General features: G+C 63.1%; 22 protein-coding genes and 1 pseudogene. 16 read left to right on the top strand and 7 right to left on the bottom strand.

Translation table 11 applies throughout. The features are described from left to right. Positions 1-18: 18 nt before the first annotated feature. Positions 19-1,731 carry a hypothetical protein gene (locus BLW05_RS35355; protein WP_143044814.1) on the bottom strand — a complete coding sequence of 571 codons (1,713 nt, stop codon included), beginning with the start codon at positions 1,729-1,731 and terminating at the stop codon, positions 19-21. 835 nt (positions 1,732-2,566) lie between these two features. Here BLW05_RS35355 and BLW05_RS11465 point away from each other — a divergent pair. From BLW05_RS11465 to BLW05_RS11450, 4 genes are all read left to right on the top strand, one after another. After that, positions 2,567-3,556, top strand: coding sequence for a glycosyltransferase (locus BLW05_RS11465; RefSeq protein ID WP_218135163.1), 990 nt, complete (start codon positions 2,567-2,569; stop codon positions 3,554-3,556). Continuing rightward, positions 3,553-3,963: a GtrA family protein gene (locus BLW05_RS11460; protein ID WP_093162630.1), complete on the top strand. Its 411-nt coding sequence runs from the start codon at positions 3,553-3,555 to the stop codon at positions 3,961-3,963. Before BLW05_RS11465 ends, BLW05_RS11460 begins: the two co-directional genes overlap by 4 nt. After that, a complete protein-coding gene (locus tag BLW05_RS11455; RefSeq protein ID WP_093162628.1) occupies positions 3,960-4,556 on the top strand; it encodes a hypothetical protein in 597 nt (198 codons plus the stop codon). The genes BLW05_RS11460 and BLW05_RS11455 overlap by 4 nt, the downstream gene beginning before the upstream one ends. Positions 4,557-4,843: 287 nt before the next feature. After that, positions 4,844-5,557, top strand: coding sequence for a class I SAM-dependent methyltransferase (locus BLW05_RS11450; RefSeq protein ID WP_093162627.1), 714 nt, complete (start codon positions 4,844-4,846; stop codon positions 5,555-5,557). Positions 5,558-5,724: 167 nt separating this feature from the next. Here the strand turns inward: BLW05_RS11450 and BLW05_RS36410 are convergent. After that, positions 5,725-6,022 (bottom strand): annotated as a pseudogene (locus BLW05_RS36410) (sugar phosphate nucleotidyltransferase); the annotation flags it as partial. Positions 6,023-6,099: 77 nt separating this feature from the next. On the opposite strand from BLW05_RS36410, the gene BLW05_RS11440 reads away from it, so the two are divergent. Beyond that, entirely contained in the window at positions 6,100-7,371 is a 1,272-nt protein-coding gene (locus tag BLW05_RS11440; protein WP_177142626.1) for a class I SAM-dependent methyltransferase, read from the top strand. 81 nt (positions 7,372-7,452) lie between these two features. Here BLW05_RS11440 and rfbC read toward each other — a convergent pair whose 3' ends face one another. Genes rfbC through rfbB form a run of 4 tightly spaced genes read right to left on the bottom strand, consistent with a single transcriptional unit; the run spans position 7,453 to position 10,869 of the window. Next, positions 7,453-8,001, bottom strand: coding sequence for a dTDP-4-dehydrorhamnose 3,5-epimerase (gene rfbC, locus BLW05_RS11435; RefSeq protein WP_093162624.1), 549 nt, complete (start codon positions 7,999-8,001; stop codon positions 7,453-7,455). Next, positions 7,998-8,885 carry a glucose-1-phosphate thymidylyltransferase RfbA gene (gene rfbA / locus BLW05_RS11430; RefSeq protein WP_093162623.1) on the bottom strand — a complete coding sequence of 296 codons (888 nt, stop codon included), beginning with the start codon at positions 8,883-8,885 and terminating at the stop codon, positions 7,998-8,000. The genes rfbC and rfbA overlap by 4 nt, the downstream gene beginning before the upstream one ends. 20 nt (positions 8,886-8,905) lie before the next feature. Then, the gene (gene rfbD, locus BLW05_RS11425; protein WP_093162621.1) at positions 8,906-9,796 is read right to left on the bottom strand and encodes a dTDP-4-dehydrorhamnose reductase; all 891 of its coding nucleotides are present in this window, start codon (positions 9,794-9,796) and stop codon (positions 8,906-8,908) included. Next, positions 9,793-10,869 carry a dTDP-glucose 4,6-dehydratase gene (gene rfbB / locus BLW05_RS11420; RefSeq protein ID WP_093162620.1) on the bottom strand — a complete coding sequence of 359 codons (1,077 nt, stop codon included), beginning with the start codon at positions 10,867-10,869 and terminating at the stop codon, positions 9,793-9,795. The genes rfbD and rfbB overlap by 4 nt, the downstream gene beginning before the upstream one ends. A gap of 263 nt (positions 10,870-11,132) precedes the next feature. Here rfbB and BLW05_RS11415 point away from each other — a divergent pair, with 263 nt between their 5' ends. The 10 genes from BLW05_RS11415 (at position 11,133) to BLW05_RS11370 (ending at position 21,894) form a co-directional block, all read left to right on the top strand. Next, positions 11,133-12,770 carry a hypothetical protein gene (locus BLW05_RS11415; RefSeq protein WP_093162618.1) on the top strand — a complete coding sequence of 546 codons (1,638 nt, stop codon included), beginning with the start codon at positions 11,133-11,135 and terminating at the stop codon, positions 12,768-12,770. 74 nt (positions 12,771-12,844) lie between these two features. Then, the gene (locus BLW05_RS11410; protein ID WP_093162617.1) at positions 12,845-13,348 is read left to right on the top strand and encodes a phasin family protein; all 504 of its coding nucleotides are present in this window, start codon (positions 12,845-12,847) and stop codon (positions 13,346-13,348) included. Positions 13,349-13,452: 104 nt separating this feature from the next. Beyond that, positions 13,453-14,127, top strand: coding sequence for a TetR/AcrR family transcriptional regulator (locus BLW05_RS11405; protein ID WP_093162615.1), 675 nt, complete (start codon positions 13,453-13,455; stop codon positions 14,125-14,127). 16 nt (positions 14,128-14,143) lie between these two features. Then, positions 14,144-14,974 carry a tetratricopeptide repeat protein gene (locus BLW05_RS11400; RefSeq protein ID WP_256330197.1) on the top strand — a complete coding sequence of 277 codons (831 nt, stop codon included), beginning with the start codon at positions 14,144-14,146 and terminating at the stop codon, positions 14,972-14,974. 130 nt (positions 14,975-15,104) lie between these two features. Beyond that, the gene (locus tag BLW05_RS11395) at positions 15,105-16,835 is read left to right on the top strand and encodes a glycosyltransferase family 39 protein (protein ID WP_093162614.1); all 1,731 of its coding nucleotides are present in this window, start codon (positions 15,105-15,107) and stop codon (positions 16,833-16,835) included. Then, positions 16,832-17,962 carry a DegT/DnrJ/EryC1/StrS family aminotransferase gene (locus BLW05_RS11390; protein ID WP_093162612.1) on the top strand — a complete coding sequence of 377 codons (1,131 nt, stop codon included), beginning with the start codon at positions 16,832-16,834 and terminating at the stop codon, positions 17,960-17,962. Before BLW05_RS11395 ends, BLW05_RS11390 begins: the two co-directional genes overlap by 4 nt. Positions 17,963-17,980: 18 nt before the next feature. Beyond that, positions 17,981-18,964: a glycosyltransferase gene (locus BLW05_RS11385; protein WP_093162611.1), complete on the top strand. Its 984-nt coding sequence runs from the start codon at positions 17,981-17,983 to the stop codon at positions 18,962-18,964. Then, positions 18,961-19,914 carry a formyltransferase gene (locus BLW05_RS11380; RefSeq protein WP_093162609.1) on the top strand — a complete coding sequence of 318 codons (954 nt, stop codon included), beginning with the start codon at positions 18,961-18,963 and terminating at the stop codon, positions 19,912-19,914. Before BLW05_RS11385 ends, BLW05_RS11380 begins: the two co-directional genes overlap by 4 nt. 28 nt (positions 19,915-19,942) lie before the next feature. Further along, entirely contained in the window at positions 19,943-20,983 is a 1,041-nt protein-coding gene (locus BLW05_RS11375) for a bifunctional UDP-4-keto-pentose/UDP-xylose synthase (RefSeq protein WP_093162608.1), read from the top strand. Positions 20,984-20,988: 5 nt separating this feature from the next. Further along, positions 20,989-21,894, top strand: a complete 906-nt coding sequence (locus tag BLW05_RS11370) for a polysaccharide deacetylase family protein (protein WP_093162606.1) — start codon at positions 20,989-20,991, stop codon at positions 21,892-21,894. Here BLW05_RS11370 and BLW05_RS11365 read toward each other — a convergent pair whose 3' ends face one another. After that, positions 21,895-23,190 (bottom strand): O-antigen ligase family protein, encoded by a 1,296-nt coding sequence (locus tag BLW05_RS11365; RefSeq protein ID WP_143044812.1) that lies wholly within the window; start codon positions 23,188-23,190, stop codon positions 21,895-21,897. A 96-nt stretch (positions 23,191-23,286) separates the two neighbouring features. On the opposite strand from BLW05_RS11365, the gene BLW05_RS11360 reads away from it, so the two are divergent. Further along, positions 23,287-23,541 carry an acyl-CoA-binding protein gene (locus tag BLW05_RS11360; protein ID WP_093163143.1) on the top strand — a complete coding sequence of 85 codons (255 nt, stop codon included), beginning with the start codon at positions 23,287-23,289 and terminating at the stop codon, positions 23,539-23,541. Positions 23,542-23,554: the final 13 nt, after the last annotated feature.

Raw genomic sequence — 23,554 nt, 5'->3', positions numbered from 1 at the left:
TCGCCCAAGCCGTCACTCCTAACACCGAAGAGACAACGCGCGATTGCCCCAGGACAATTGTTCAACCGTTGACGTGCCCCTGGGCAGGTTCTTAAAATTGACAAATTTTCCGTTTTGTCCAGGTCCAACAAAACGATTTTTTAGAAAAAATATCTCACTCCGCCCATTAACAAGTAACGACAGCTGTGGCGGACTTGAAGACCCCCCCTGAAATCCGATCCAAATCGCACTACCTCGATTTACAACTTCGATTTCAAGATCGGAAGCCGCCCCGCTCAGAATGCAAGCAGATGAATTTTCTGTCGCAATTTCATCCGCCCAAAATGACGCCGGGTAAAACGCCTTATTGTACACAGCCAGATACGCTCTCAACAACGCTGGATCGTGCCAATTTTTGTAAGCAATCTCGGGGTTGCTAAAATTTAAGCGATCATACTGATGACCATAAAGTCCTGACGCACCAAAGGCCAAACAGAGTTGGTTGCCAACCCCAACAATCCCCGCTACAAGATAGATCAACTTAAAATACTTAGACCTTGATTTCTCAACCGCAACAGCCGCGCATAGAACCAAAATTGGCATGCTATCAGTTAGGAGTCGAGCACCCATTGACCAGCCGCCCCACCAAATTCTGTAGAAACAGTAAAAGATCAATAAACCAACGGCAGAAAGCCGCCAAGCGTTAAGCAATTGGAATCGCGACGATTCCGGCGTTGCGGTGGCCCGCGGCCAATAAGCAAAGGCAAGAACCACTATAGGCGTGATAAAGAAAATTCCTCTGCCGGCACTCAGCAGAAGTCCGTGGGCACCTTCATAGAATTGCCTGGGGGAGACTTCAACAAGCGGGCCACTAAGGAGCGTCGAATAACCGCCGATGAAGCTGCCAAATTCCCTATAGTTCCACACATATCCCAACATACCGAAGCACAGACCAACCGCGGCTGCCAAAACCAAGCGGCCGAATCTGTCTTGACGCCGGTGAGAAGCAAGCCAGAAAAAGAAAGGTAGCGCCCATATTCCGTTCGTCACTCGGAGCCAGATAAGCAGCCCAAGGATGAAGAATAGGACAAATGACTTAACCCAGTCCAGAGTGGGCTTAAACAGGGAAGAGTTCTTTGTCCAAACGCCGAGAGTTAGGCCAATGGCGATCAGGCACAGCAATTCGATCGGGCCGTGCTGCCAATTTGACTGAGACGAGGTAATAAAGTGATTTGTACCAAGTGCATAGAATATCGTCGCTAAAAATGCAGAACACCTATGTCGCAAAACGAATGCGGCGATACGATAGAACAGCAGAGCTGCAATGGTTGCTAGTATCGCACTGGAGAATTTATCACTCGAAAGGCGACAAGACTCGAACTCGGCACTAAACACAGGCACAACGCAATCCGGCGATAAAAAATAATAAATAGCGTTGAATGGCGCATAAATTAACATCGGCAGCAACGGGTAACTGGAAAATGTGTGCTTAGTCACCGTCGGCGTAAAGAAGAACGCGTCTGAAGGCCAAAATTGATGCTTCGTTACGGCATCAAAGTAGATGGTATGATTCTGAATTAGATTGGCAGCAAAAACTGATGACCCGAATGAGTCGCCAGCCCAGATCGACACGTGGTTCGAGTAGTAAACAAAAAACAACGCGATTAGCGCCAAGATCGTGCGAGCCTTCGCTATCGGCATCAGCCGTTGTTTTAGATTTTGAAAAAAATGATTAAGGGTTTGCAGCGACATTCAGTTCGTTGTGCTCAGTAGATCCCCAAGAATCGGAGAAATGGGGCTCATTGGATCGGGGGGTGGCTCGCAAGTGTCCTTGTTAGTAGTACCCCGTAACTCTTTGCAATTCTGTAGATGGGCTTGTCGCCAACGTAGAGAAAGCGCCATCAGCAACGCACAGCCTTGACAACGCGAAAGCATATATGAAGGCCCCCACGAAGGCCGAAAGGTGCAATCGAGTCGTCGCAGGAGCCTGTCTCGGTAGCGTCCCACCCTTCGCAGGCGCGGGCGGATCAGGCTGCGCAGGAACTCGGGACAGATAGGCCCTACTTCTAGCGACGCCGAAGCTCAGCACTTCGCGCTGGCCGTAGGGTTTCGCACTGACAGACACCGTGACCGTCACGCCGACGATCCGGGGGCTTAGCTCTCGGGAGACTCCGCTCACACCAAGCGACTTGACTAGGCCCACATTGCCGGCACAGCTCCGTCTGTCGAGATTCAGCACGGCCTCGCCTCGTTGCGCGAGCCAGTCGAGTACGAAACCTGGGACATGAAGCGCCAGTGGCAATTGGGATCATGCACTCCCTCGCTGGTGGCTAGCTTGGAGAAAGCATTCGGGCAACGGCGAACAATTGCGTCGCGAATCGCTGCCGTCGCGACGCTGGCTCCCGCGAGAGGAGACGTCGTACTTGCGGCACAATGACGGCCTTCAAGGCGAGTCGACGATAGCTGACCTAAAGGCTGTTCGCGGGATATTCTGCGAAGAGGCAGAGGCCCAACCAACAGCGATGGCCATCTGCCGACGACCTTACAAGGACATTGCCTGTGCTTCCGGCGCCTGAATTGCGGACCCTTGGTTCCGATTGATGTCTCTCAACCCCTCACCACAATGAGCGCCAACCCTTTCTCATTTGTAGTGGTCACTCCGGTTTTCGAGGATGCCGAAGCTTCCACGCGTTTATTCCAAGAACTGGCGTCTATCTTTGGGAAAAACGTGCATGTGATTGCCGTGGACGACGGATCAGTGCGCCAACCCGTCGAGGTATGTCGGATGAACGCTGCCGGACTGGAGGGAACCGTCATTCGCCTGCGTCGCAACGTCGGCCACCAACGAGCCATCGCGGTCGGGCTGAGCTATGTGACGGACCACATGGCCACCGCTCCGGTAGTCGTGATGGATTCGGACGGTGAAGACGTTCCGGCCTCCATCTCCGAATTACTTCGAAGTCTCGACTCACCCGAGGTGGACCTTGTGGTTGCCCAGCGCAAGACCCGCGTCGAGAGCCTGCGATTCAAAGCTTTCTACGCGGTCTACAAAAGACTGTTCAAGCTATTGACGGGACGTCAAATCAGTTTCGGCAACTTCATGGCCCTCAAGCCGAGCGCAGTCAAGCGACTCGCCGCGATGCAGGAACTCTGGACTCATGTCGCCAGTTGCGTCTTGAGTTCGCGCCTTCGAGTCATTACTTGTGCACTGGACCGCGGGCCGCGCTATGCGGGGAAGAGCAAGATGAATTTCGTCGGGCTCGCATTGCACGGGTTTCGCGGCGTAATGGTATTTGCCGAAGATGTGCTCGTACGTGTGGGCATCGCTTCAGCGCTGATGGGCGTGCTGGCTCTCGTTGGGGGACTGATTGCAATCTACCTCAAGGTGTCGGGCCACGCTACACCAGGCTGGTTTTCGGTGTCGCTGGGTATCCTGGTGTTGGTTTTCCTGCAGACAGGCTCGCTCGCACTCATGAGCTTGATGTTGACCGGCGTCAGCAGACCGGGTGCGCCTACGAATGTCACCTACCATCATTTCATTGACGTCGTCGAGCGCAGCGACGGCGTTCCGGTGTGATCTTGCAATTCAGATCTTCGGTTTCGCGCGTTGCGGAGATTGCACGCTTCCTCGTCAACGGTCTGGCCGCTGCCGCGGTGCATTACCTCGTGCTGACGATCAACCTCAAGTTGTTAGGTATTCCCTCGGCGGGAGTGGCGAACTTCATTGCGGCGTGGTTTGGCATTACGGCGTCCTTCCTCGGCAACCGCTACTTTGTGTTCCGCCAGAGAAACGCACCCTGGAGAAGCCAGGTCGGGCGCTTCCTTGCGGTATACCTGCCTATCGCATGCCTGCACGGTCTGATGCTGTTCGCATGGACTGACGTGTTTCATTTCAATTACACCGTGGGATTTCTGATTGCGACGACGATTCAAACGGTGCTGAGCTATCTGGGTAACAAACTGCTGGTCTTCTCCGCTCCATGAAAACAAGAAAATTTCTGTACGCGTCCGCGATTTTCATCGTCTTCGCCTGCTTGATCTATTGGTTGCACATCACGTTCTTCCGGGTCGACGTAGTGTTCTATAGCGCGATCTTTGATGGTGTTCTAGCTGCGCTTGCCACCAGCGCTATCGTCTGGCGCTGGAAGCCTTTTGCCCTCTTCGGCGCTTTCGAGAAATCACAGATGCTGCTGATCTGGCTGCTTGCCGCCTACGCGCTGGCGATTTCGGTTCCGACGGTGCTCGATCGTTCGCTTTCGTTCTACATTCTGGAAAAGCTGCAACAGCGCGGTGGTGGAATACAGGAGAGCCGCTTTGCAGTGGTCTTCACTCAGGAGTACCTCGAGGAACATCGCCTCGTCGACGTGCGCCTGACTGAGCAACTTCAGTCCGGCACGATCCACATTGAGAATGGGTGCGTGCTCCTTACACCAAAGGGTGAGCGACTCGCGAGCTTCAGCCGATTCTTCCGCACCCACTTGCTGCCCAAAAAGCGGTTGCTGATGGGTCAATACACAGACGACTTGACAAACCCGTTTCGCGCCAGCGCGCCGGACGTCGACTACACCTGCAAATGAACCCATCGCGAGAGAGCCGAGGTCACACCCCGTTCCGTGACCTAGTTCCACATCCCGAAGGAGACTGAGCGGCACGGTACTCAGCGACCTGCTGGACAGCCGATTGGGACCAGTGTCCGTTTGCTTGATTCCGCGAGCCATCGGGACTGTCCCCGCCTCGGAACGCGTCGTGTGCCAAACGAACGCACCGTCGACATCAACTGGTCGATACAGGCGATATGCCCTCCTGAGACCTCCGTGGCGCGAATGGCTCGGGGCCGCAGACACTTTTCCTAGACAATTCGGGCATGACAACAAACATCGACTATCTTGGATCGGAACTGGAGGTCTTCTCCCATGCTACTAACTGGAAGGCGTACTGGTCCAACGCTATCTCTAGATACATCGGAAAGTCCGTGGTGGATGTCGGCGCCGGAATCGGCGCGACGGCACAGACGCTGAAGTCGCAGCGTTTCGATCGCTGGGTCGAACTGGAGCCGGACCCTGAGCAAGCGAAGAAAATTCGGCGCGCCCAGCTTGAGGGGGCGATTCCCGCCGACTATGAAATCGTCTGCGGTATCTCGCGCGATCTAGACCCGCGCAGCCTGTTTGACACCGCCCTCTATATTGACGTGCTCGAGCACATCAAGGACGACAGGGAGGAGTTGGAAACCATTTCGAACTTCTTAGTTCCAGGCGGCCACATCGTGGTGGTCGCCCCAGCGCACACGTACCTCTATACCGAGTTCGACAAGAAGATCGGCCATTTCCGAAGATACGACCGCAACTCCCTCATCGCGATCAAGCCCAAGAACTTCGAAATCGTGAAAATCGGCTATCTGGACAGTGTAGGAATGCTCGCCAGCCTGGCGAATAGGTTCGTTCTCAGGTCCGGAACGCCAAGCCTAAAGCAGGTAAAGCTCTGGGACGGCTTGATGGTCCCGATGTCGAGATTGCTGGATAAGGTCTTGATGCATCGGATTGGCAAGTCGATTGTCTTTGTGTTGCGTAAGGGCGCTTGAGCGCCGTTTCGCCCGTCGCTCGAGGCTACGGGGCTGTCAGAACCTTCGAACGTCAAGCGAATTCGGGTCAGCGCCGGGTTATGCAGATGTTTCCAATGTCAGGCCACCCGATGCCAATCGACGGGTCGTTCCAAACGGTGGACTTCTCATGCGCCGGCGCGGGTCCCTCGGTCCAGGTAGGCCTGGTTCACATCGGTGATATCGAGCTCTCGTCGAGGCTGGGCCTGATGCCCTTGGCGATGTCGACGACCTCGTTGTCGTAGAAGTGCAGCCCGTGACCGCATAGCCGCTCTTCGGCTTCTGCAGCTTTTCCTCGATGCTGCTGGCCTTGCCCTTGGCATCGAAGGCCACGACGCCATAGCGCTCGGGGTCCCACACGTGAAGGCGAACACCGTCGCCCCCGACACCTTTCGCATCCGCCTCGGACAACAGGTTGATGAAATCGTGTCCGTTGAAGATGTTGTTCCGTCTTGGACTCGGGCTAGTCCGGACGGTGCGCCAAACTGATTCAGTCAAGAATGGTCGTTTTAGGCGGGAGCCCGATGACAATCTTCAGAACGATGACGAAATCGATCGCAAGGCCGTTCTTCCGCGCCTTGCCCATCTCGCTTCAGGACAATCTGAGACGCACTCTGAGACCCGAGGCGCCAGAGCCGCGGAGCAAGGCATTCTCCGATGCAGGTATCGATGTCGCACAGAAGAACTTCAATCATCTGCTTCATCACTTGCGTGGGCAGGAGTTGGGCCGACTGCCTCAGCGAGTTCCCTGTTTCATCAGCGTCGGCTGTGCAGGCACTTGGTACTTCGAATGGGTGCAGGAAAAGTGCGCGCCGTTGAAGCACATTGGCATCGAGTACTACTCGCCCAAGCCGACTGATCTTCCCGAAAACGTGGAATGGATCGCTAACACGGCAGGAGACATGTCATCCATTGCGACCGGCGTGGGCGACGTTCTGTTCTCAGGGCAGAACATCGAGCACCTCTGGCCCCACGACATCGGCGCCTTCCTCTTGGAGAGCCATCGGGTGCTCAAGCCGGGCGGCATCCTTGTCATTGACAGCCCGAATCGATTGATCACGAGCGTACAGAACTGGAGCCATCCGGAGCACATCCTTGAATTTACGCCTGCTGAAGCGACGGAACTCATCGCTGCCGCGGGTTTCAAGGTCGAGCAAGTCCGAGGAATGTGGCTGTGCGCGGACCCCAGGCAGGGCACCCGCCTGCCGTTCGATCAACTGTCGCCTGACAAGCCTTGGCCAATGGCTCGTCGCATCCGCGATGCGATCACCGCGCCCGATGACTCCTTCTCCTGGTGGATCGTCGCTCGAAAGACGGAGGAGACGCCAGACAGCCTGCGCATGACAGCGCTCGTGGAAAAGGTGTTCCGTGCCGCCTGGCCGGACCGAGTAGGCAGGATGCAGACAAACGTCGGCCTGCCGGTAACGGTCGATGGCACTCGATGGCTGCGTTCAAAGGGCGAGTCGGGGGCACTCATGTTCGGCCCCTATATGCCACTGCCAAAGGGCAGCTACAGCGTCGGGTTCGATCTGCGGGCACCTGACAAGGCGGGCGGCGAATCGACGCCGTTGGTGGCCATCGACGTCATGGATGGGCGGGAAGCGATACTCGCGTCTCGCACGCTGTGCGCACATGAATTGAGCTACGAAATCTCGAGAGTTGAACTCGACTTCGAGCTCGGCGACACGACCTTCGGCCTCCAGTATCGAGTGATCGGCTTGAGTGATGCTCAGCTTGAATGCAGACGGGGCGTCTCCCTACGGTCCCGGTCGGACGACACGTTCTCGGCGGGGTAGCAGACCAGGCTCTCGCGCCGCGATGGTGGCGCGTGACTCGTCCGCGAGGCCCTTGATTCAACGCCCCGCGGACGCGCGAATCTAGCTCGGAAGCTCTGCGCCGTCGAAACGGCTCCCTGCGGCGTCCTTGCCAGAAAGCTGGGGCGCGATACCCGTGTCAGGCCAATCGATACCAAGCTCGGGATCGCTCCACAGAATACAACGCTCATGAGTGGGCGAATAAAACGCGGTGGTCTTGTAGAGAAACTCCGCAACCTCGCTCACCACGAGAAACCCGTGCGCAAATCCTTCCGGGATCCAAAGCTGTCGATGGTTGTCTTCACTTAGCTCCACGCCGACCCACCGGCCGAAGGTCGTCGACGACCGCCGAATGTCGACGGCAACATCGAACACCGCGCCACGTACGCAGCGCACCAGCTTCCCCTGAGGCTGCTGAATCTGATAGTGCAGCCCCCGCAGTACTCCCCTCGCCGACCGCGAATGGTTGTCCTGCACGAACTCCACATGTCTTCCAACCGCCTCGTCGAAAACCTTCTGGTTGAAGCTCTCGAAGAAGAACCCGCGCGCGTCACCAAACACCTTGGGCTCCAGGATGAGAACGTCGGGAATCGCCGTCGGAGTGACCTTCATGAGTGGATCCCGTCAGTCAGCAAGCGATTGAGGTACATGCCGTAGCCGCTCTTTTCCAACGGCTTGGCCAACGCCGTGAGCTGCTCGGTGGTGATGAAGCCCCTGCGCCACGCCACCTCCTCCGGGCACGCAATCTTGAGCCCCTGCCGGTGCTCCAGCGTCGCAATGAACTGCCCGGCTTCCATGAGGCTGTCGTGCGTCCCCGTATCGAGCCACGCGTAGCCGCGCTGCATGATCTGGACGTTCAGCGTCCCGCGGTCCAAGTAGGCCTGGTTCACATCGGTGATCTCGAGCTCACCCCGCGCGCTGGGCCGGATGCCCTTGGCGATGTCGACGACCTTGTTGTCGTAGAAATACAGGCCCGTGACCGCGTAGCTGCTCTTGGGCTTCTTTGGCTTTTCCTCGATGCTGTTGGCCTTGCCGTTGGCATCGAAGGCCACGACGCCATAGCGCTCGGGGTCCTGCACGTGATAGGCGAACACGGTCGCGCCGGCCTGCTTCGCATCCGCATCGGACAACAGGTGGACGAAATCGTGTCCATAGAAGATGTTGTCCCCCAGCACCAGCGCGCTCGGCGCATTGCCGATGAACTTGTCGCCGATGATGAAGGCCTGCGCCAGGCCGTCCGGGCTCGGCTGCACGGCGTACTGAATGTTGATCCCCCACTGGCTGCCGTCGCCCAGCAGCTGCTGGAAGCGCGGCGTGTCCTGCGGCGTGCTGATGACGAGGATGTCGCGCATTCCGCCCAGCATGAGCGTGCTCAGCGGGTAGTAGATCATCGGCTTGTCGTAGACCGGCAGCAGTTGCTTGCTGATGGCCAGCGTGGCCGGGTGCAGCCGCGTGCCGGAGCCGCCGGCGAGGATGATGCCCTTGCGTTGCGTCATGTTCTTCTTGAGCTCCTCTGTCAGAGTGTTTCGCGCAGCATGCGCGTCACGCCCGTCTGCCAATGCGGCAGCACGAGGCCGAAGGTCGACTGAAGCTTGCGCGTGTCCAGGCGCGAGTTGTGCGGCCGGGTCGCGGGCGTCGGGAAGGCGCTGGTCGGAACCGGGTCGACCGTCTCCGGCGAAGCCTTGAGCTCGATGCCCGCGGCGCGCGCCTGTTCGAGCACGAAGCGCGCATAGCCATGCCATGTCGTTTCGCCGCCCGCCACGAGGTGGTAGAGCCCGGCCTTGGCCGCATCGCGCAAGGTTTCGCGGATGGCGTGCGCAGTCACGTCGGCCAGCAGCTCGGCCCCCGTCGGCGCGCCATGCTGGTCGTCGATGACCGTGAGGCGATCGCGCTCCCGGGCCAGGCGCAGCATGGTCTTGGCAAAGTTGCCGCCACGCGCCGCGTAGACCCAGCTCGTTCGGAAGATCAGGTGCCGGGCGCAGTTCGCGGCCACGAGCTTTTCGCCTTCGAGCTTGGTGCGTCCATACACGCTGAGCGGGCCGGTCGGGTCGTCTTCCTTCCAGGGCGTGCTGCCGCTGCCGTCGAAGACGTAGTCCGTCGAGTAGTGAACCATCAGCGCACCGATCTGCTGCGCCGCCGCCGCGACGACGCCGGGCGCGGTGGCATTCAGCGTGCGCGCCAGTTCGACTTCGCTTTCGGCCTTGTCGACCGCCGTGTGCGCTGACGCATTGACGATGACGTCCGGCCGCACCGAGAGAACCGTGTCGGCCAACGACTCGGGCCGGGAGAAATCGGCATGCAGCTCGGTGCTGTCGAAGTCGAGCGCCACCAGTTCGCCCAGCGGCGCCAGGCTGCGCTGCAACTCCCAACCGACCTGTCCGCCCTTGCCGAGCAGCAGGAGCTTCATGCCACCGCCTTCGCGGGTGCGCCGTACTGCTTCTGCACCCATTCGCGGTAGGCACCGCTTTGCACGTTGCGCACCCATTCGCCGTTGGCCAGATACCACTCGACGGTCTTGCGGATGCCGGTGTCGAAGGTTTCGGCGGGCTTCCAGCCCAGCTCGCGTTCGAGCTTGCGCGCATCGATGGCGTAGCGGCGATCGTGGCCGGGGCGGTCGGTGACGAAGGTGATCTGCTCGCGGTAGCTCTTGCCGTCGGCCCGTGGGCGCAGTTCGTCGAGCAACGCGCAGATGGTGTTCACGATCTCGATGTTGGGCTTCTCGTTCCAGCCGCCCACGTTGTAGGTCTCGCCCAGCCGTCCGGACTCGAGCACGCGCCGGATCGCGCTGCAATGGTCCTTGACGTAGAGCCAGTCGCGCACCTGCATGCCGTCGCCGTAAACCGGCAGGGGTTTGCCCGCGAGCGCATTCACGATCATCAGCGGGATGAGCTTCTCGGGGAAATGGAACGGCCCGTAGTTGTTCGAGCAATTGGTCGTCAGCACCGGCAGGCCATAGGTGTGGCGCCAGGCGCGCACGAGATGGTCGCTCGCCGCCTTGCTCGCCGAATACGGGCTGTTGGGCTCGTACTTGTTTTCTTCAGTGAAGGCCGGGTCCGTGGGCGAGAGCGATCCGTAGACCTCGTCGGTCGAGACGTGGAGGAAGCGGAATGCCGCCTGCGAGTCCGCCGGCAGCGCGCTCCAGTAGCCGCGCGCCGATTCGAGTAGACGGAACGTGCCGAGCACATTGGTCTGCACGAAATCCTCCGGCCCGTGGATCGAGCGATCCACATGGGATTCCGCTGCGAAATTGATGACCGCACGCGGCTTGTGCTCCGCGAGCAGCCGATCGACCAGCGCGCTGTCGCCGATATCGCCGTGCGCGAAAACGTGATTCGGGTTGTCGTTCAGCGACGCGAGCGTCTCGAGGTTGCCGGCATAGGTGAGCTTGTCGAGGTTGACGACCGCTTCACCGGATTGAGCCAGCCATTCCAGGACGAAATTGGCGCCGATGAAGCCGGCACCACCGGTCACGAGGATCATGCGGGTTCCTACTGTTTCTAAATGTGCGATCGCCCGCAGACGACCAATCGGAAATTATCTCATCGGCCCAGGGCGCGCCCCTGGAGCCGAGAGAGCGCCACTCTCGATAGCACTTTTGCCTGACTCGGCTTGGGTCACGAACTGAAAGCGTTAAGACTCCGTTAAGACCCGGTAAAGCTTGGAACCGCGACCCGGCGCCCGGTTCGAATCGCGCAGGTGGCATCTGACACAAGAAAAAAAAACACTTGAAGGAACTGAGCCCCATGCGATTCGAAGAGATCGTCTTCATGGACGACTGTTTTCGCTCCCCGGACAACCTGGTGGCATCGCACCCCGCGAACCGGCGCTTTCTTCGACGAACGTTCGGACTTCCGGCCCGTCGTCTGGGAATCCCTTGCCGTGACATTTGCGCACGGTCCGAAGGCGGGACGCTCGATGTCCCCACGATGATGCGCACGCTCGGCCTCTCACAAAGCCCGGCTGGCTGGGCCAGGAGCTGCGTTGCCGACCTCGCGCCGCTCGTGGACGCGGGCCTCGTTCCCAGGTTGGGTGCCGGAACCCTGGTCATCGGCTGGGGGCTTACCCCGTCCCTGATGCATTGGCTCGACCGGCAAGGCACCTCCTTCATCGACGTCGAGATCTCGCCGAGGCGTTTCGCCTCGCATCTGGCCTTTTGCGTTCGCACCAACGACAGGCGTATCCAGACGGCGCTCTCCGACTGGGAGATCGACGACGAAACCTACTGGAACGAAGCCACCGCGCTGAAGGGCTACTTTGCGCGGCGGGGCGCCTCCAACCTCTTCGGCGCTGATCTGCGCATCGGGCTCTTTTGCGGTCAGACGGTCATCGATCTGGCGCTGGTTCAAGAAGGCGAGATCGCCCGCCCCGCCGACGTGAGCGAAGCCGTCAAGGCATTGGCCGAACGTGTGGACTTGCTCGTCGTCAAGCCTCACCCCTACGAACCCGACCAGAGACACCTCAGGGCGCTCTCCGCCCGGATCCCGAACGTCGCATGGTCGGAAGCCAACATCTACAGCCTTCTTTGCGCAGATAACCTAGAGTTCGTTTGCAGCCTTTCCTCCGGCGCACTGCTCGAGGCGTCGTACTTCGCGAAGGAATCGATCCCTCTGATCGAGGCCGATCGAAACAATCGAGCGGTCTTGCCGGCGAGCTGCTCCGAATGGATGACGGTTGGCCCGGGCATCGCATCGATCGAGTGCATGGCAAGTCTCTGCGCCGACTCGCCAAACTCCGCGCCCAAGGCCTCTTCGTATCCCGGCGACGCGCTGGATCGCGCCTTCAGGGCGCGTTGGGGACTGGATGCGCAGAACCCCGGGTTGCCCGACCTGCCTGCACTCGAAGCAAGCCGCGACCACACGTTCCGCGATCAAAGCCTGCCGCCGGGGTGGCTCACCCTCGGGTGGCACGACCCCGCCCCCGCCGGCGCGGCCGCGAAAGGTCCGTTTGCGACGATCGTCATTCCTCTGCGCCCAGGTTCGTGGCCCGTGGACACCGCGCCCCTCGTGGAAATCAACGGCAAGCCCTATCGGGACGGAAAGTTCGACTTCAGGTTGTCCGCGCACCTGAACGATCGACGCAATCCGCGGGCGGTCGTGCTCGAATTCGACTTCGCCCAAGGGAAACCCGGCTTCTGGCTGCAGCACCTGCGCGTTGCGCCCGCCCGCCAAAGCCCTCGCGCAGGCAGACGCGCGACAGCCTCCTCGGCAGCCTTGACGGTCGTCACTGCGATCGTCTGCGCGCTCGGGGTCATGAAGCTTGTTTCGACCAACACCGACCCGATTCAGGCAAGTTCCGACTGGACGCAGATCCAGAAGGTCGTCGCAAGCCGGGTGGACGCAATGCGCGACGACATTCATGTGCTTCTGCAGCACCACATTTGAGGTTGGGCACGCCGCCCTAATCACCCGGCGACCAGTGCCATACAGTCGGGCTATTCACATCCGGAGATCCTTCCATGGAAAAGCCATCCCAAAGCAGTGAAGACGCCGCCTCCGCTGCCACCGACCGCATCAAGGACTCGGCCCAACAGATCTGGCTGGCCGGCCTCGGCGCTTTCGCGAAGATGCAGCAGGAAGGCAGCAAGGCATTCGAGGCGCTCGTGAAGGACGGCGTTGGCGTCCAGAAGCGAACGCAGCAAGCCGCCGAGGAAACGCTGGCCCAGGCGCAGGCGCGCATGACCGGTTTCGCCAGCGAGTTCAGCAACCGCGCCGCGGGCGGCTGGGGCAAGCTCGAGAACATCTTCGAGGACCGCGTCGCGCGTGCGCTCGAAAAACTGGGCATGCCGTCGGCGCTGGAAGTGGCCGCGCTCCAGGCGCGCGTCGAGGCGCTCGAAGCGGAATTGCGGCGCCAGGGCGGCGCTGCCAAGCCCGCGCGCGCGGCACCGCGCAAGACGGCGACGCGCAAGTCCGCCGACACCGCATCCAAGCCCTCGCAGCGCCACAAGTCCGCCGGCGGCTGAAGCGCCCGACCCTGCGCTGCCTCTCGATCAGCCGCGAATCCACGCCCCGCCATCGAGGACTTGCGCTAGAGTGTCCGCCAGAGACACACCCCCGGGGCTACGACATGGCCAAGAAAGCGCCACGCCGCACTGCACAACGGATCCTCGAAGCCGCGCTTGACCTTTTCAACCGCTTCGGGGAGCCGAACGTGTCGACGACGCTCGTGGCCAGCGAGCTCAGTATCAGCCCCGGCAATCTCTACTACCACTACCCGGCCAAGGACGAGCTGATCAACCGGCTCTTCGAGGGCTACGCGTCCGAACTCAACGAACTGCTGCACGCCAGCGAAGGCGTGAACGACGTCGAGGATGCCTGGTTCTTCATGCACAGCCTGTTCGAGCTGATCTGGCGCTACCGCTTTCTCTACCGCGACCTCAACGATCTCCTGAGCAAGAACCGGCATCTCGAAACGCAGTTTCAAGTAGTACTAAAGAATAAGTCGCGCGCAATCCAAACCCTGCTTGCCGGCCTCAGCCGCGCCGGGCATCTGGGCATCGAGGCCCCGGAGGTCGACACGCTCGCACAAAGCATGGTCGTGGTTCTCACCTACTGGCTCAGTTACGAGTACGTGCGCAATCCCCGAGAGGCGTTGGAGCCCGCGCATGCCCAGGGCGCATTGCTGCGCGGCGCCCACCACACGCTGCATCTGCTGGCGCCTTATCTGGCGCCGGAGCAGCGGAGGCATTTGCTGACACTGAGCAACGCCTATTCGGGCGAAGATCATTCCGCCACGGTCTGACCTCGCTCTTCCACGAATGACGCCATCGGATCTTCATCCCACCACCGTGCAGGCCTCCGGCGGCGGCCTCCTGTCCGGGCCGTGGACCCGGCTGCCCTACCAGGACGCCCCACGCTTCGATCGCTCCAACCTGCTCGCGAAATGGGAGCGGCTGCACGCCGGCCAATGCGTGGCGCCGCCCGCGCCCGGTGCGTTGGCAGATGGCTGGGCGCTCTATCACAGCGGAGAATTCGAGCAGGCCGTCGCGCTGGCCCTCAAGCAAGGTCCCGACGGGTTGGCGCTCGCCAATCAGGCCACCGCGATCTATGCGAACTACCTCGAGCCGCGTGAAGCCGTGCGCCTCGCGCTGTTCAAGCAGGTGACCGAACGCGCCTCCGCGCAAGCGGCCGCCGAGCCGGACAATTGCCTGGCGCTCTATTGGCAGGCGTACGCGCTGGGCCGCTACAGCCAGGGCATCAGCGTGGCACGCGCGCTGGCCCAGGGCCTGGGCTCGAAGGTCAAGGGCGCGCTCGAGCGCGTGATCGAGTTGCAACCGAGGCATGCCGATGCCCACATCGCACTGGGGGCCTTCCATGCCGAGGTCATCGACAAGGTCGGCAGCCTGGTCGGCCGCATGACCTACGGGGTGCGTGCGGAGACGGCGGTGGAGCTGTTCGAGCGCAGCCTCCAGCTGAATCCGCATTCGGCCAGCGCGCTGATGGAATATGCTCGCGGGCTGTTGATGCTGCACGGCGAAGCGCGCATGGCCGAGGCGACGCGACTGTACGAGAAGGCAGCGGCCCTCGAACCGGCCGATGCGCGCGAGCGCCTGGATGTGGAGCTGGCGCGCGCGGGGCTGTCGGACTGACGTCCCAAGTCCGCCGGTCCGTGGTTGTGTTCACCTGAGATTCATCCGGATACGGCACCTTCGGGGCGGCTTCGCAGGACAAGGCCCTGTCTCGACACGCCACTTTTGACTTCCTGCCTGCCAACGATTCATGAAAACAATAGCCCACCAGGCTTTGGGCGCAACTGCCGCCGAGACTGACTCCCGACGGAATCCCCCGGCCACGCCGGGTTCACGCAGCGCCACCGCACGGACTTCGCTGGGCCTGCTTGCGCTTCTGGCGGTCCTGGCCCTCGTGTGGTTCGCCACGCTCGGCACCCGTTCGCTGGTGAGCCCCGACGAAGGCCGCTACGCCTCGCTGGCGCTCGAAATGGCGCGCACCGGCGACTGGGTCACGCCGCGGCTGAACGGCCTTCTTTATTTCGAGAAGCCCATCCTGCAGTACTGGATCGGCGCACTGGCATTCCTCAGCATCGGCGTGTCGGAGTTCACCGCGCGACTCTGGCCGGGCGTGGCGGGCTTTCTCACGCTGCTGACCGTCGGCTTCACCGCCGGCCGCCTCTGGGGCCGCGAGGCCGGCATCCAGGCGCTGGCGATCGCCGCGTCGATGACCTGGATCATCGGGAACAGCCATTTCCTGACGCTCGATTCCGGCCTCACGCTGTTCCTCACGCTCGCGCTGTCCGCCGTGTTGCTGGCCCATGCCACCCCGGACCTGCGCGCACGCCGCCGCTGGATCTGGCTGGCCTGGGCCGCGATGGCCGGCGCCGTGCTGAGCAAGGGACTCGTCGGCATCGTCATCCCCGGCGCGGTGCTGGTCGTTGTCAGCCTGTGGCGACGCGACATGGGGTTATGGCGGGGTATGCACTGGGCGTCGGGCCTGGCGATCTTCTTCGCACTCGCGGCACCGTGGTTCGTGCTGGTCTCGATGCGAAACCCGAGCTTCGCGGAATTCTTCTTCATCCACGAGCACTTCGCGCGGTATCTGACGCAGGTGCATCAGCGCGAGGGCGCGTGGTGGTACTACGTGCCACTCCTGCTGGGCGGAATGCTGCCCTGGACCGGCGCCCTGCCGTGGCTGTTCCGCAAGGACCCCGCCGCCGAGGAAAGCGGATCGCGCATCAAGGTGCGCGACGTGCTGCTCGTCTGGTGCGTCTTCATCTTCCTGTTCTTCAGCGCGTCCGGCTCCAAGCTGCCTTCCTACATCCTGCCGATGTTCCCGGCGCTGGCCTTGCTGGTGACCATGCAGCTGCGCAACACCTCCGCTTCGGCCCTGCGCTGGCACGTGCTGCTGCCGGCGCTCGTCTGGATTCTGCTGCTCGGCCTGGCGATCGATCCCGCGCGCTTCGCGTCCGTCAATTCACCGATCGAGGTGCTGCAACCCCTCGCCAACGCAGTGCGGCTGGGCGCGGCGATCTTCCTCGTCGGCGCGGCGGCCGCATGGTGGTGCCTCGGCCGGCACAAGGTCACGGCAGCCATCCTCTGCATCGCGTTCGCGCATCTGGTCGCGAACTTGATGGTCATCCAGGCGCACAACAACTACGGCCAACTCAAGAGCGCCGCGCCGCTGGCCGCGGCGCTGCAGCCGCACATCACGCCCGAGACGCCCGTCTTCGCCATCCGAGCCTATGACCAGACGCTTCCGTTCTACCTCGGCCGCAACGTGGTCCTGGTCGACTACCAGGACGAATTCGCCCTGGGCGAATCGGTGGAACCCCAGCGGTGGATCAAGACCCTCGACGAATTCGCCGCACAGTGGGAAGCCCTGCCCCAGGCCGCTGCGTACATGACGAAGCCGACCTGGCTGGAACTCCAGCAGCGCGGCCTGCAGATGCGCACCGTGTTCGAAGATCAGCGACGCGTCGTCGTCCTCAAAAAATGAAAAACCAGTCCTTCCTACCCTTCACCCGCCCGTCGATCGACGAGCGCACGATCGCCGAGGTCGGCGATGTGCTCCGTTCCGGCTGGATCACGACCGGCCCCAAGTGCGCCCAGCTCGAAGCCGCGCTCTCCGAGCGGCTGGGCGGCCGCCCGGTCCGGCTCGTCAACTCCGGCACCGCCTCGCTCGAACTCGGGCTGAGGCTGTGCGGCATCGGGCCCGGGGACGAAGTCATCACCACCCCGCTGAGCTGGGTCGCGACCGCCAATGTGGTGCTCGCCGTCGGCGCAACGCCGGTCTTCGTCGACACGGATCCGGCCACTCGCAACATCGACCTGAACCAGGTGCAGCGCGCCATCACGCCGCGCACCCGCGCGCTGATTCCGGTCGACCTGGCCGGCCTGCCGGTCGATCGCGACCTGCTCAACGCCCTCGCCGACAAGCACGGGCTGCGCGTGATCGAGGACGCGGCGCAGTCCTTCGGCGCGAACTGGGGCGGCCGCGAGATCGGCAGCTTCGGCGACCTGGTCTCGTTCAGCTTCCACGCGAACAAGAACTTCACGACCTCCGAAGGCGGTTGCCTGGTGCTCAACAACGAGGAAGAAGCGCGGCAGTTCGAGAAGCTGCGCCTGCAGGGCGTGACGCGCCTTCCGGACGGCGGCATGGAGGTCGAGGCCTGGGGCAGCAAGGCCAATCTCACCGATGTGGCTGCCGCGATCGGGCTCGGCCAGCTTCGCCAGGTCGATGACTTCAACCGCCGGCGGCGCGAACTCGCCGAGCGCTATTTCGCCCGCTGGGATCCGGCGCTCGGCTTCGCCCTGCCGCCGGCGGATCCCGAGGGCCACGGCAACTGGCACATGTTCCAGCCGCTGCTGCCGCCCGCGCTCGCACCGCGCCGCGGCGAGTTCATTGCCGGCATGAAGGCGCAGGGCATCGGCGTCGGCGTGCACTACCCGGCGATGCATCTCTTTTCGCTCTTCCGGCAGCGCGGCCACAAGGCCGGCGACTTTCCGGTGTCCGAGGACATCGGCGCGCGTACGATCACGCTGCCGCTCTTCCCGGCGATGACCGACGCCGACGTCGACCGCGTGTGCGGCGCGGTCGCCACGGTGACCGCCGCACTGTCCTGACAGGAGGTGACGACGACCATGAACGACGCAGCCCACCCCGCAGTCACGCGGCCAAGTGTCGCCCAGGACCGCCCGACGCTGAGCGTCGTGATCCCGGTCTACAACGAGGAGCTCGGCCTGGCCGCGCTCTTCGACCGGTTGTACCCGGCACTGGACGCGCTGGCGATCAGCTACGAAATCGTCTTCATCGACGACGGCAGCCGCGACCGCTCGGCCTCGCTGCTGGCGCAGCAGTTCGAGCTCCGGCCCGACGTCACGCGCGTGATCCTGCTGAACGGCAACTTCGGCCAGCATCGCGCGATCCTCGCGGGCTTCGAGCACTGCCGCGGCGAGCGCGTGCTCACGCTCGATGCCGACCTGCAGAACCCGCCCGAGGACATTCGCCTGCTTCTCGCCGCCATGGACGAGGGCTTCGACTGCATCGGCACCGTCCGCCGCAACCGGCAGGACGTCGCCTGGCGCCGCTGGGCCTCGCGCGCGATGAACCGGCTGCGCTTTCGCCTGACCGGCATCGTCATGAACGACCAGGGCTCGATGATGCGGGCCTACAGCCGCGACATCGTGCAGCTCATCAACCAGTGCGAAGAAATGAACACCTTCATCCCCGCGCTGGCCTATCAGTTCTCGAAGAACCCGACCGAGGTGGAAGTCGGTCACGAGGCGCGCCACGCCGGGGAATCGAAGTATTCGCTGTACAGCCTCATTCGCCTGAATTTCGACCTCGTCACCGGCTTCTCGCTGGTGCCGCTGCAGGCCTTCTCCATGCTGGGCATCATCGTTTCGCTGCTGTCGGGCGTGCTGTTCGTGATCCTGGCCGGACGGCGGCTCTTCCTCGGGCCTGAAGTGGGCGGTGTGTTCACGCTGTTCGCGCTGGTGTTTCTGCTGGTCGGTCTGGCGCTGTTCGGCATCGGGCTGCTGGGCGAATACATCGGCCGCATCTACCAGGAGGTCCGGGCCCGGCCCCGCTACCAGGTGAATGCCGTGCTGGAGCGCCGTCAATGAGCACTGGACAACGCGCACCCAGCGCCATCGTCTTTGCCTATCACGACGTGGGCGTGCGCTGCCTTCGCGTGCTGCTCGACGCCGGCGTGGACGTGCCGCTGGTGGTGACGCACACCGACTCGCCCGGCGAGACGATCTGGTTCCACAGCGTGGCCACCGTCGCGGCGGAGCGCGGCATTCGCTGCGTCACGCCAGCGGACCCGCACGATCCGGAGCTGCTGCAGGCCGCGCGCGCCATGCAGCCGGACTTCCTCTTCTCCTTCTACTACCGGCAGATGCTCAAGCGCGACTGGCTCGATCTGCCCGGGCGCGGCGCGTTCAACATGCATGGGTCGCTGCTGCCGCGCTATCGCGGCCGCGCACCGGTGAACTGGGCGGTCCTGCACGGCGAGCGCGAGACCGGCGCGACCCTGCACCGCATGACCGAGAAGCCCGACAACGGCGCGATCGTCGACCAGTTCGCAGTGCCGATCCTCTCGGACGACACCGCGCACGAGGTCTTCGGCAAGGTGACGCTGGCAGCGGAAATCGTGCTCGCGCGGACCCTGCCTGCCATGCTCGACGGCACGGCGGTGGAGCGTCCGCAGGACCTCTCGCAGGGCCGATACTTCGGCGGGCGGCGTCCGGAAGACGGGCGCATTCCGTTGCACGCGAGTGCACGCCAGATCCACGACCTGGTGCGCGCGGTCGCGCCGCCCTACCCGCCGGCGTTCGCGTCGTTCGGAGGGCAGCGCATCTTCATCGAGCGCACCCTGCGCACCGATGTCCTGCCCGACGCGCCCGGCCGCGGCCTGCGCCTGTGGCACGACGGCGCGGTGCTTTGGCTGATCGCGGACGACGGCCACGCCTTGCGCGTGCTGTCGGCGCGGCGCGATGGCGACAGCGAGCCGCTCGACGCCAGCACATTCGAAACCCTTTCCTCGGGCAGTTGGCTTGCGGCCGACGCCTGAATCTCCCATTTATCCAGGAAACCAAAACATGCTCAAAGTCCTGATCCTCGGCGTCAACGGCTTCGTTGGCCATCACCTGACGCGCCACATCATGGAAACCACCGACTGGGAGGTCCATGGCATGGACATGCAGTCGGACCGTGTCGCACCATGGCTCGACAACCCGCGCTTCCACTTCTTCGAAGGTGACATCACCATCAACAAGGAGTGGATCGAATACCACGTGAAGAAGTGCGACGTGGTGCTGCCGCTGGTCGCGATCGCCACGCCGGCCACGTACGTGCGCGAGCCGCTGCGCGTGTTCGAGCTCGACTTCGAAGCCAACCTGCCGATCATTCGCCAGTGCGTGCGCTACAAGAAGCGCGTGGTGTTCCCGTCGACCAGCGAGGTCTACGGCATGTCGACCGACGCGGCCTTCGATCCGGAGGCAACGAACCTCGTCTACGGCCCGATCAACAAGCCGCGCTGGATCTATGCCTGCGCCAAGCAACTGATGGACCGCGTGATCCATGCCTACGGACAGCAGGAGGGACTGCAGTACACGCTCTTCCGCCCCTTCAACTGGATCGGCCCCGGCCTCGACAGCCTCCATGCACCGAAGGAAGGTTCGAGCCGCGTGATCACCCAGTTCCTGGGCCACATCGTGCGCGGCGAGCCGATCCGGCTGGTGGATGGCGGCAGCCAGCAGCGCGCCTTCACCTACGTGGACGACGGCATCTCCGCGCTGGTGAAGATCATTGCCAACAAGGACGGCATCGCCGACGGCAAGATCTACAACATTGGCAACCCCGACAACAACCACTCGATCCGCGCGCTCGCCAACATGATGCTGAGCCTCGCTGCCTCGCTGCCCGAGTACCGCGATGCAGCGGCCAAGGTCGAGCTGATCGACGTCGCCGCCGCCGACTACTACGGCGTCGGCTACCAGGACGTGCTCCAGCGCGTGCCCGACATCCGCAACACCGTGGCCGAACTCGGCTGGAAGCCCACGGTCGGCATGGAAGAAGCGCTGCGCGCACTGTTCGCCTACTACAGCGACCACGTCGCCGCCGCCGACCTGGAAGCCTGAGCGCGATGCCGCGCATCGCACTGAAGGTCGACGTCGACACCCTGCGCGGCACGCGCGAAGGCGTCCCCGCGCTGGTGAAGCTGCTGGCCGACAAGGACGCCGGCGCCAGCTTCCTCTTCAGCCTCGGCCCCGATCACACCGGGCGCGCAATCGCGCGAGTGTTCCGGCCCGGCTTTCTCAGCAAGGTCTCTCGCACCTCGGTGGTCGAGCACTACGGCCTGAAGACGCTGATGTACGGCGTGCTTCTGCCCGGGCCCGACGTGGGCCGCCGCGAGGCCGCGACGCTACGCGCGGTTCGCGACGAGGGCTTCGAGGTCGGCGTGCACTGCTGGGATCACATCCTCTGGCAGGACCACCTTCTGCGGCACGACGAAGGCTGGGCGTTGCGCGAGATGCGCCGCGCCACCGACCGTCACGCCGAGATCTTCGGCACGCCGCCCCGGCTGCACGGTGCGGCGGGCTGGCAGTTCAACGCAGCCGCCGCGCGGGCAGAGGCGATGCTCGGCATCACCTATGCATCGGACACGCGCGGCGCCCATCCCTTCGTGCCCGTGGACGACCAAGGCACGGTCCTCGGCCCGGCGCAATACCCGACCACGCTGCCGACGCTGGACGAGCTCATCGGCATCGACGGCATCACCACCGACAACGTGCACACGCGTCTGCTCGCACTGACCGAAGGTGCGACGCAGGACCACGTCTACACGCTGCATGCGGAACTCGAAGGCATGAAGCTGCTGCCGGTATTCCGGCGGCTCATCGACGGCTGGCGTGCACAGGGCCATTCGCTGGTGGACCTCGGCGAGCTGCGCGACAGCGCGCCCGCCACGACGCTGCCGCGGCATCGCCTCGAACTCGGCAGCGTGCCGGGCCGGTCCGGCCTGCTCGCCGTGCAGGGCGCGGCCGCCTGACTACCCGCGCAACAGCGCACCCCACTTCCCCGGCGGCACCCCGACCCACGGGTTGCCGGGCGCGCGCACGAGGTGCAGATACAGGAATGCGATCCAGGGCAGGCTCAACCCGATCGCCGCGTCGCGCATCGCCGAATTGACGCAGGTCGCCACGAGCAGGATCAGCATCGCCGCGAAAGCCAGCCGGCCGGTGATGTCGCGCCGGCGCCAGGCGATGACGAGTCCGGTGGCAAACAGCGAGACCAGGATCAGCAGCCCCGGCACGCCGGTCTCCGCGCCCAGCCACAGGAAGTCGTTGTGCGGCATGCTGTAGTCGTACAGCAGCTTCGGCCCGCGCCGGTGCCATTCCGGCGTCCAGCTTCCGAGCCCCAGCCCGGCGAGCGGCGCGTCGAGCATCATCCCGGTCGTCTCGCGGTACATGTGGAAGCGCACCACCCAGCTTCCCTCCGAGACCGCGCCGGCCTGCGCCGCCTCGAGTTCGTGAATCCCGAGCGTGAACTTCTCCTGCACCGAAGGCGCCTGCCACACCAGCCCGGCCGCCACCACCGCGCCGACGCACAGCGCCACGGCCAGCACCCGCAAACGGCCGCGCCACTGGTGCACACAGGCCGCGAAGACTGCCAGCAGCAGCGCCAGGAGCGAGGTGCGATTGGGCAAGGTCACGGTCACGATCACCGCAGTCACGATGGTCACCGCGAACGCCGGACCCGCCCAGTGCCAACGGTCGCGGGTGTCGTTGAGGTGCGCGAGCCCCCAGACCGCGGCGGATGCCCCGATCACGGCGAACAGCAGCGCGTCGTTGATCGACTTGTTGCCCTTCATCACCAGCACGTTGTGCCAGATCGGCAGAATCGGCAGCCCGACCGTGTGCCCGAGCACGATCACCACCACCGCGAACGCCGCCGCGAGCAGGAATCCGCGCAGCGCCCACACCGTTTCCTCGACCGACAGCAGGAGCGTGAGCGCGAGCGTCATGGCGATGCGCGCGTCGTGCCAGAGGCTCAGGCCGGTCTCGGGGTGGTGCGGCCGCAGCGCCAGCACGACCAGCACCCACGCGACGAAGGCGAGGATCGGCCACCGCAGCGGATCGCTCCGCCACCGCGCGGCGCGCTCGCGAAATCCGCCCGCCGTCAACAAGGCCAGAATCAGCAGCCCCGCCGCTATGTAGTTGAGCCCCACCGGCATGAAGACCACGCAGCCCCACAGCAGCGCGGCGGCGCGCACGAATGGCGCCCTCGGCACGGCGGCGGCCACTGCGCGCTCGATGTCAGGGGAATGGGCTTGCGCTCTCGTCATTGAATGAACCTTTGTTCGCACGGGACCATGACACCGCGCGATATTTGAACGTTGTCGTCACTTAAGATGACGCCTTTTGCAGCCAACCCAGTCGAAATGTCCGATCTCAACGCCCTCTTCGAAGCCGCCCAGGCGAATTCCAAACTGCTCGCCGAGCGCCCCGACAATCCGACCCTGCTCAAGATCTACGGCCTCTTCAAGCAGGCCACGGCGGGCGACAACACCGAGAAGAAGCCCAGCTTCAGCGACATCGTCGCGCGCGCCAAGTGGGACGCCTGGACCTCGCGCAAGGGCCTCAGCGCCGACGACGCCAAGCAGCAATACATCGACCTCATCGAATCGCTGCGCTGAAGTTCTTGGGGCC

Source organism: Variovorax sp. YR216 (assembly GCF_900107745.1).
GTDB lineage: Bacteria > Pseudomonadota > Gammaproteobacteria > Burkholderiales > Burkholderiaceae_C > Variovorax.
This window is presented reverse-complemented; position numbering and strand designations above follow the sequence as displayed.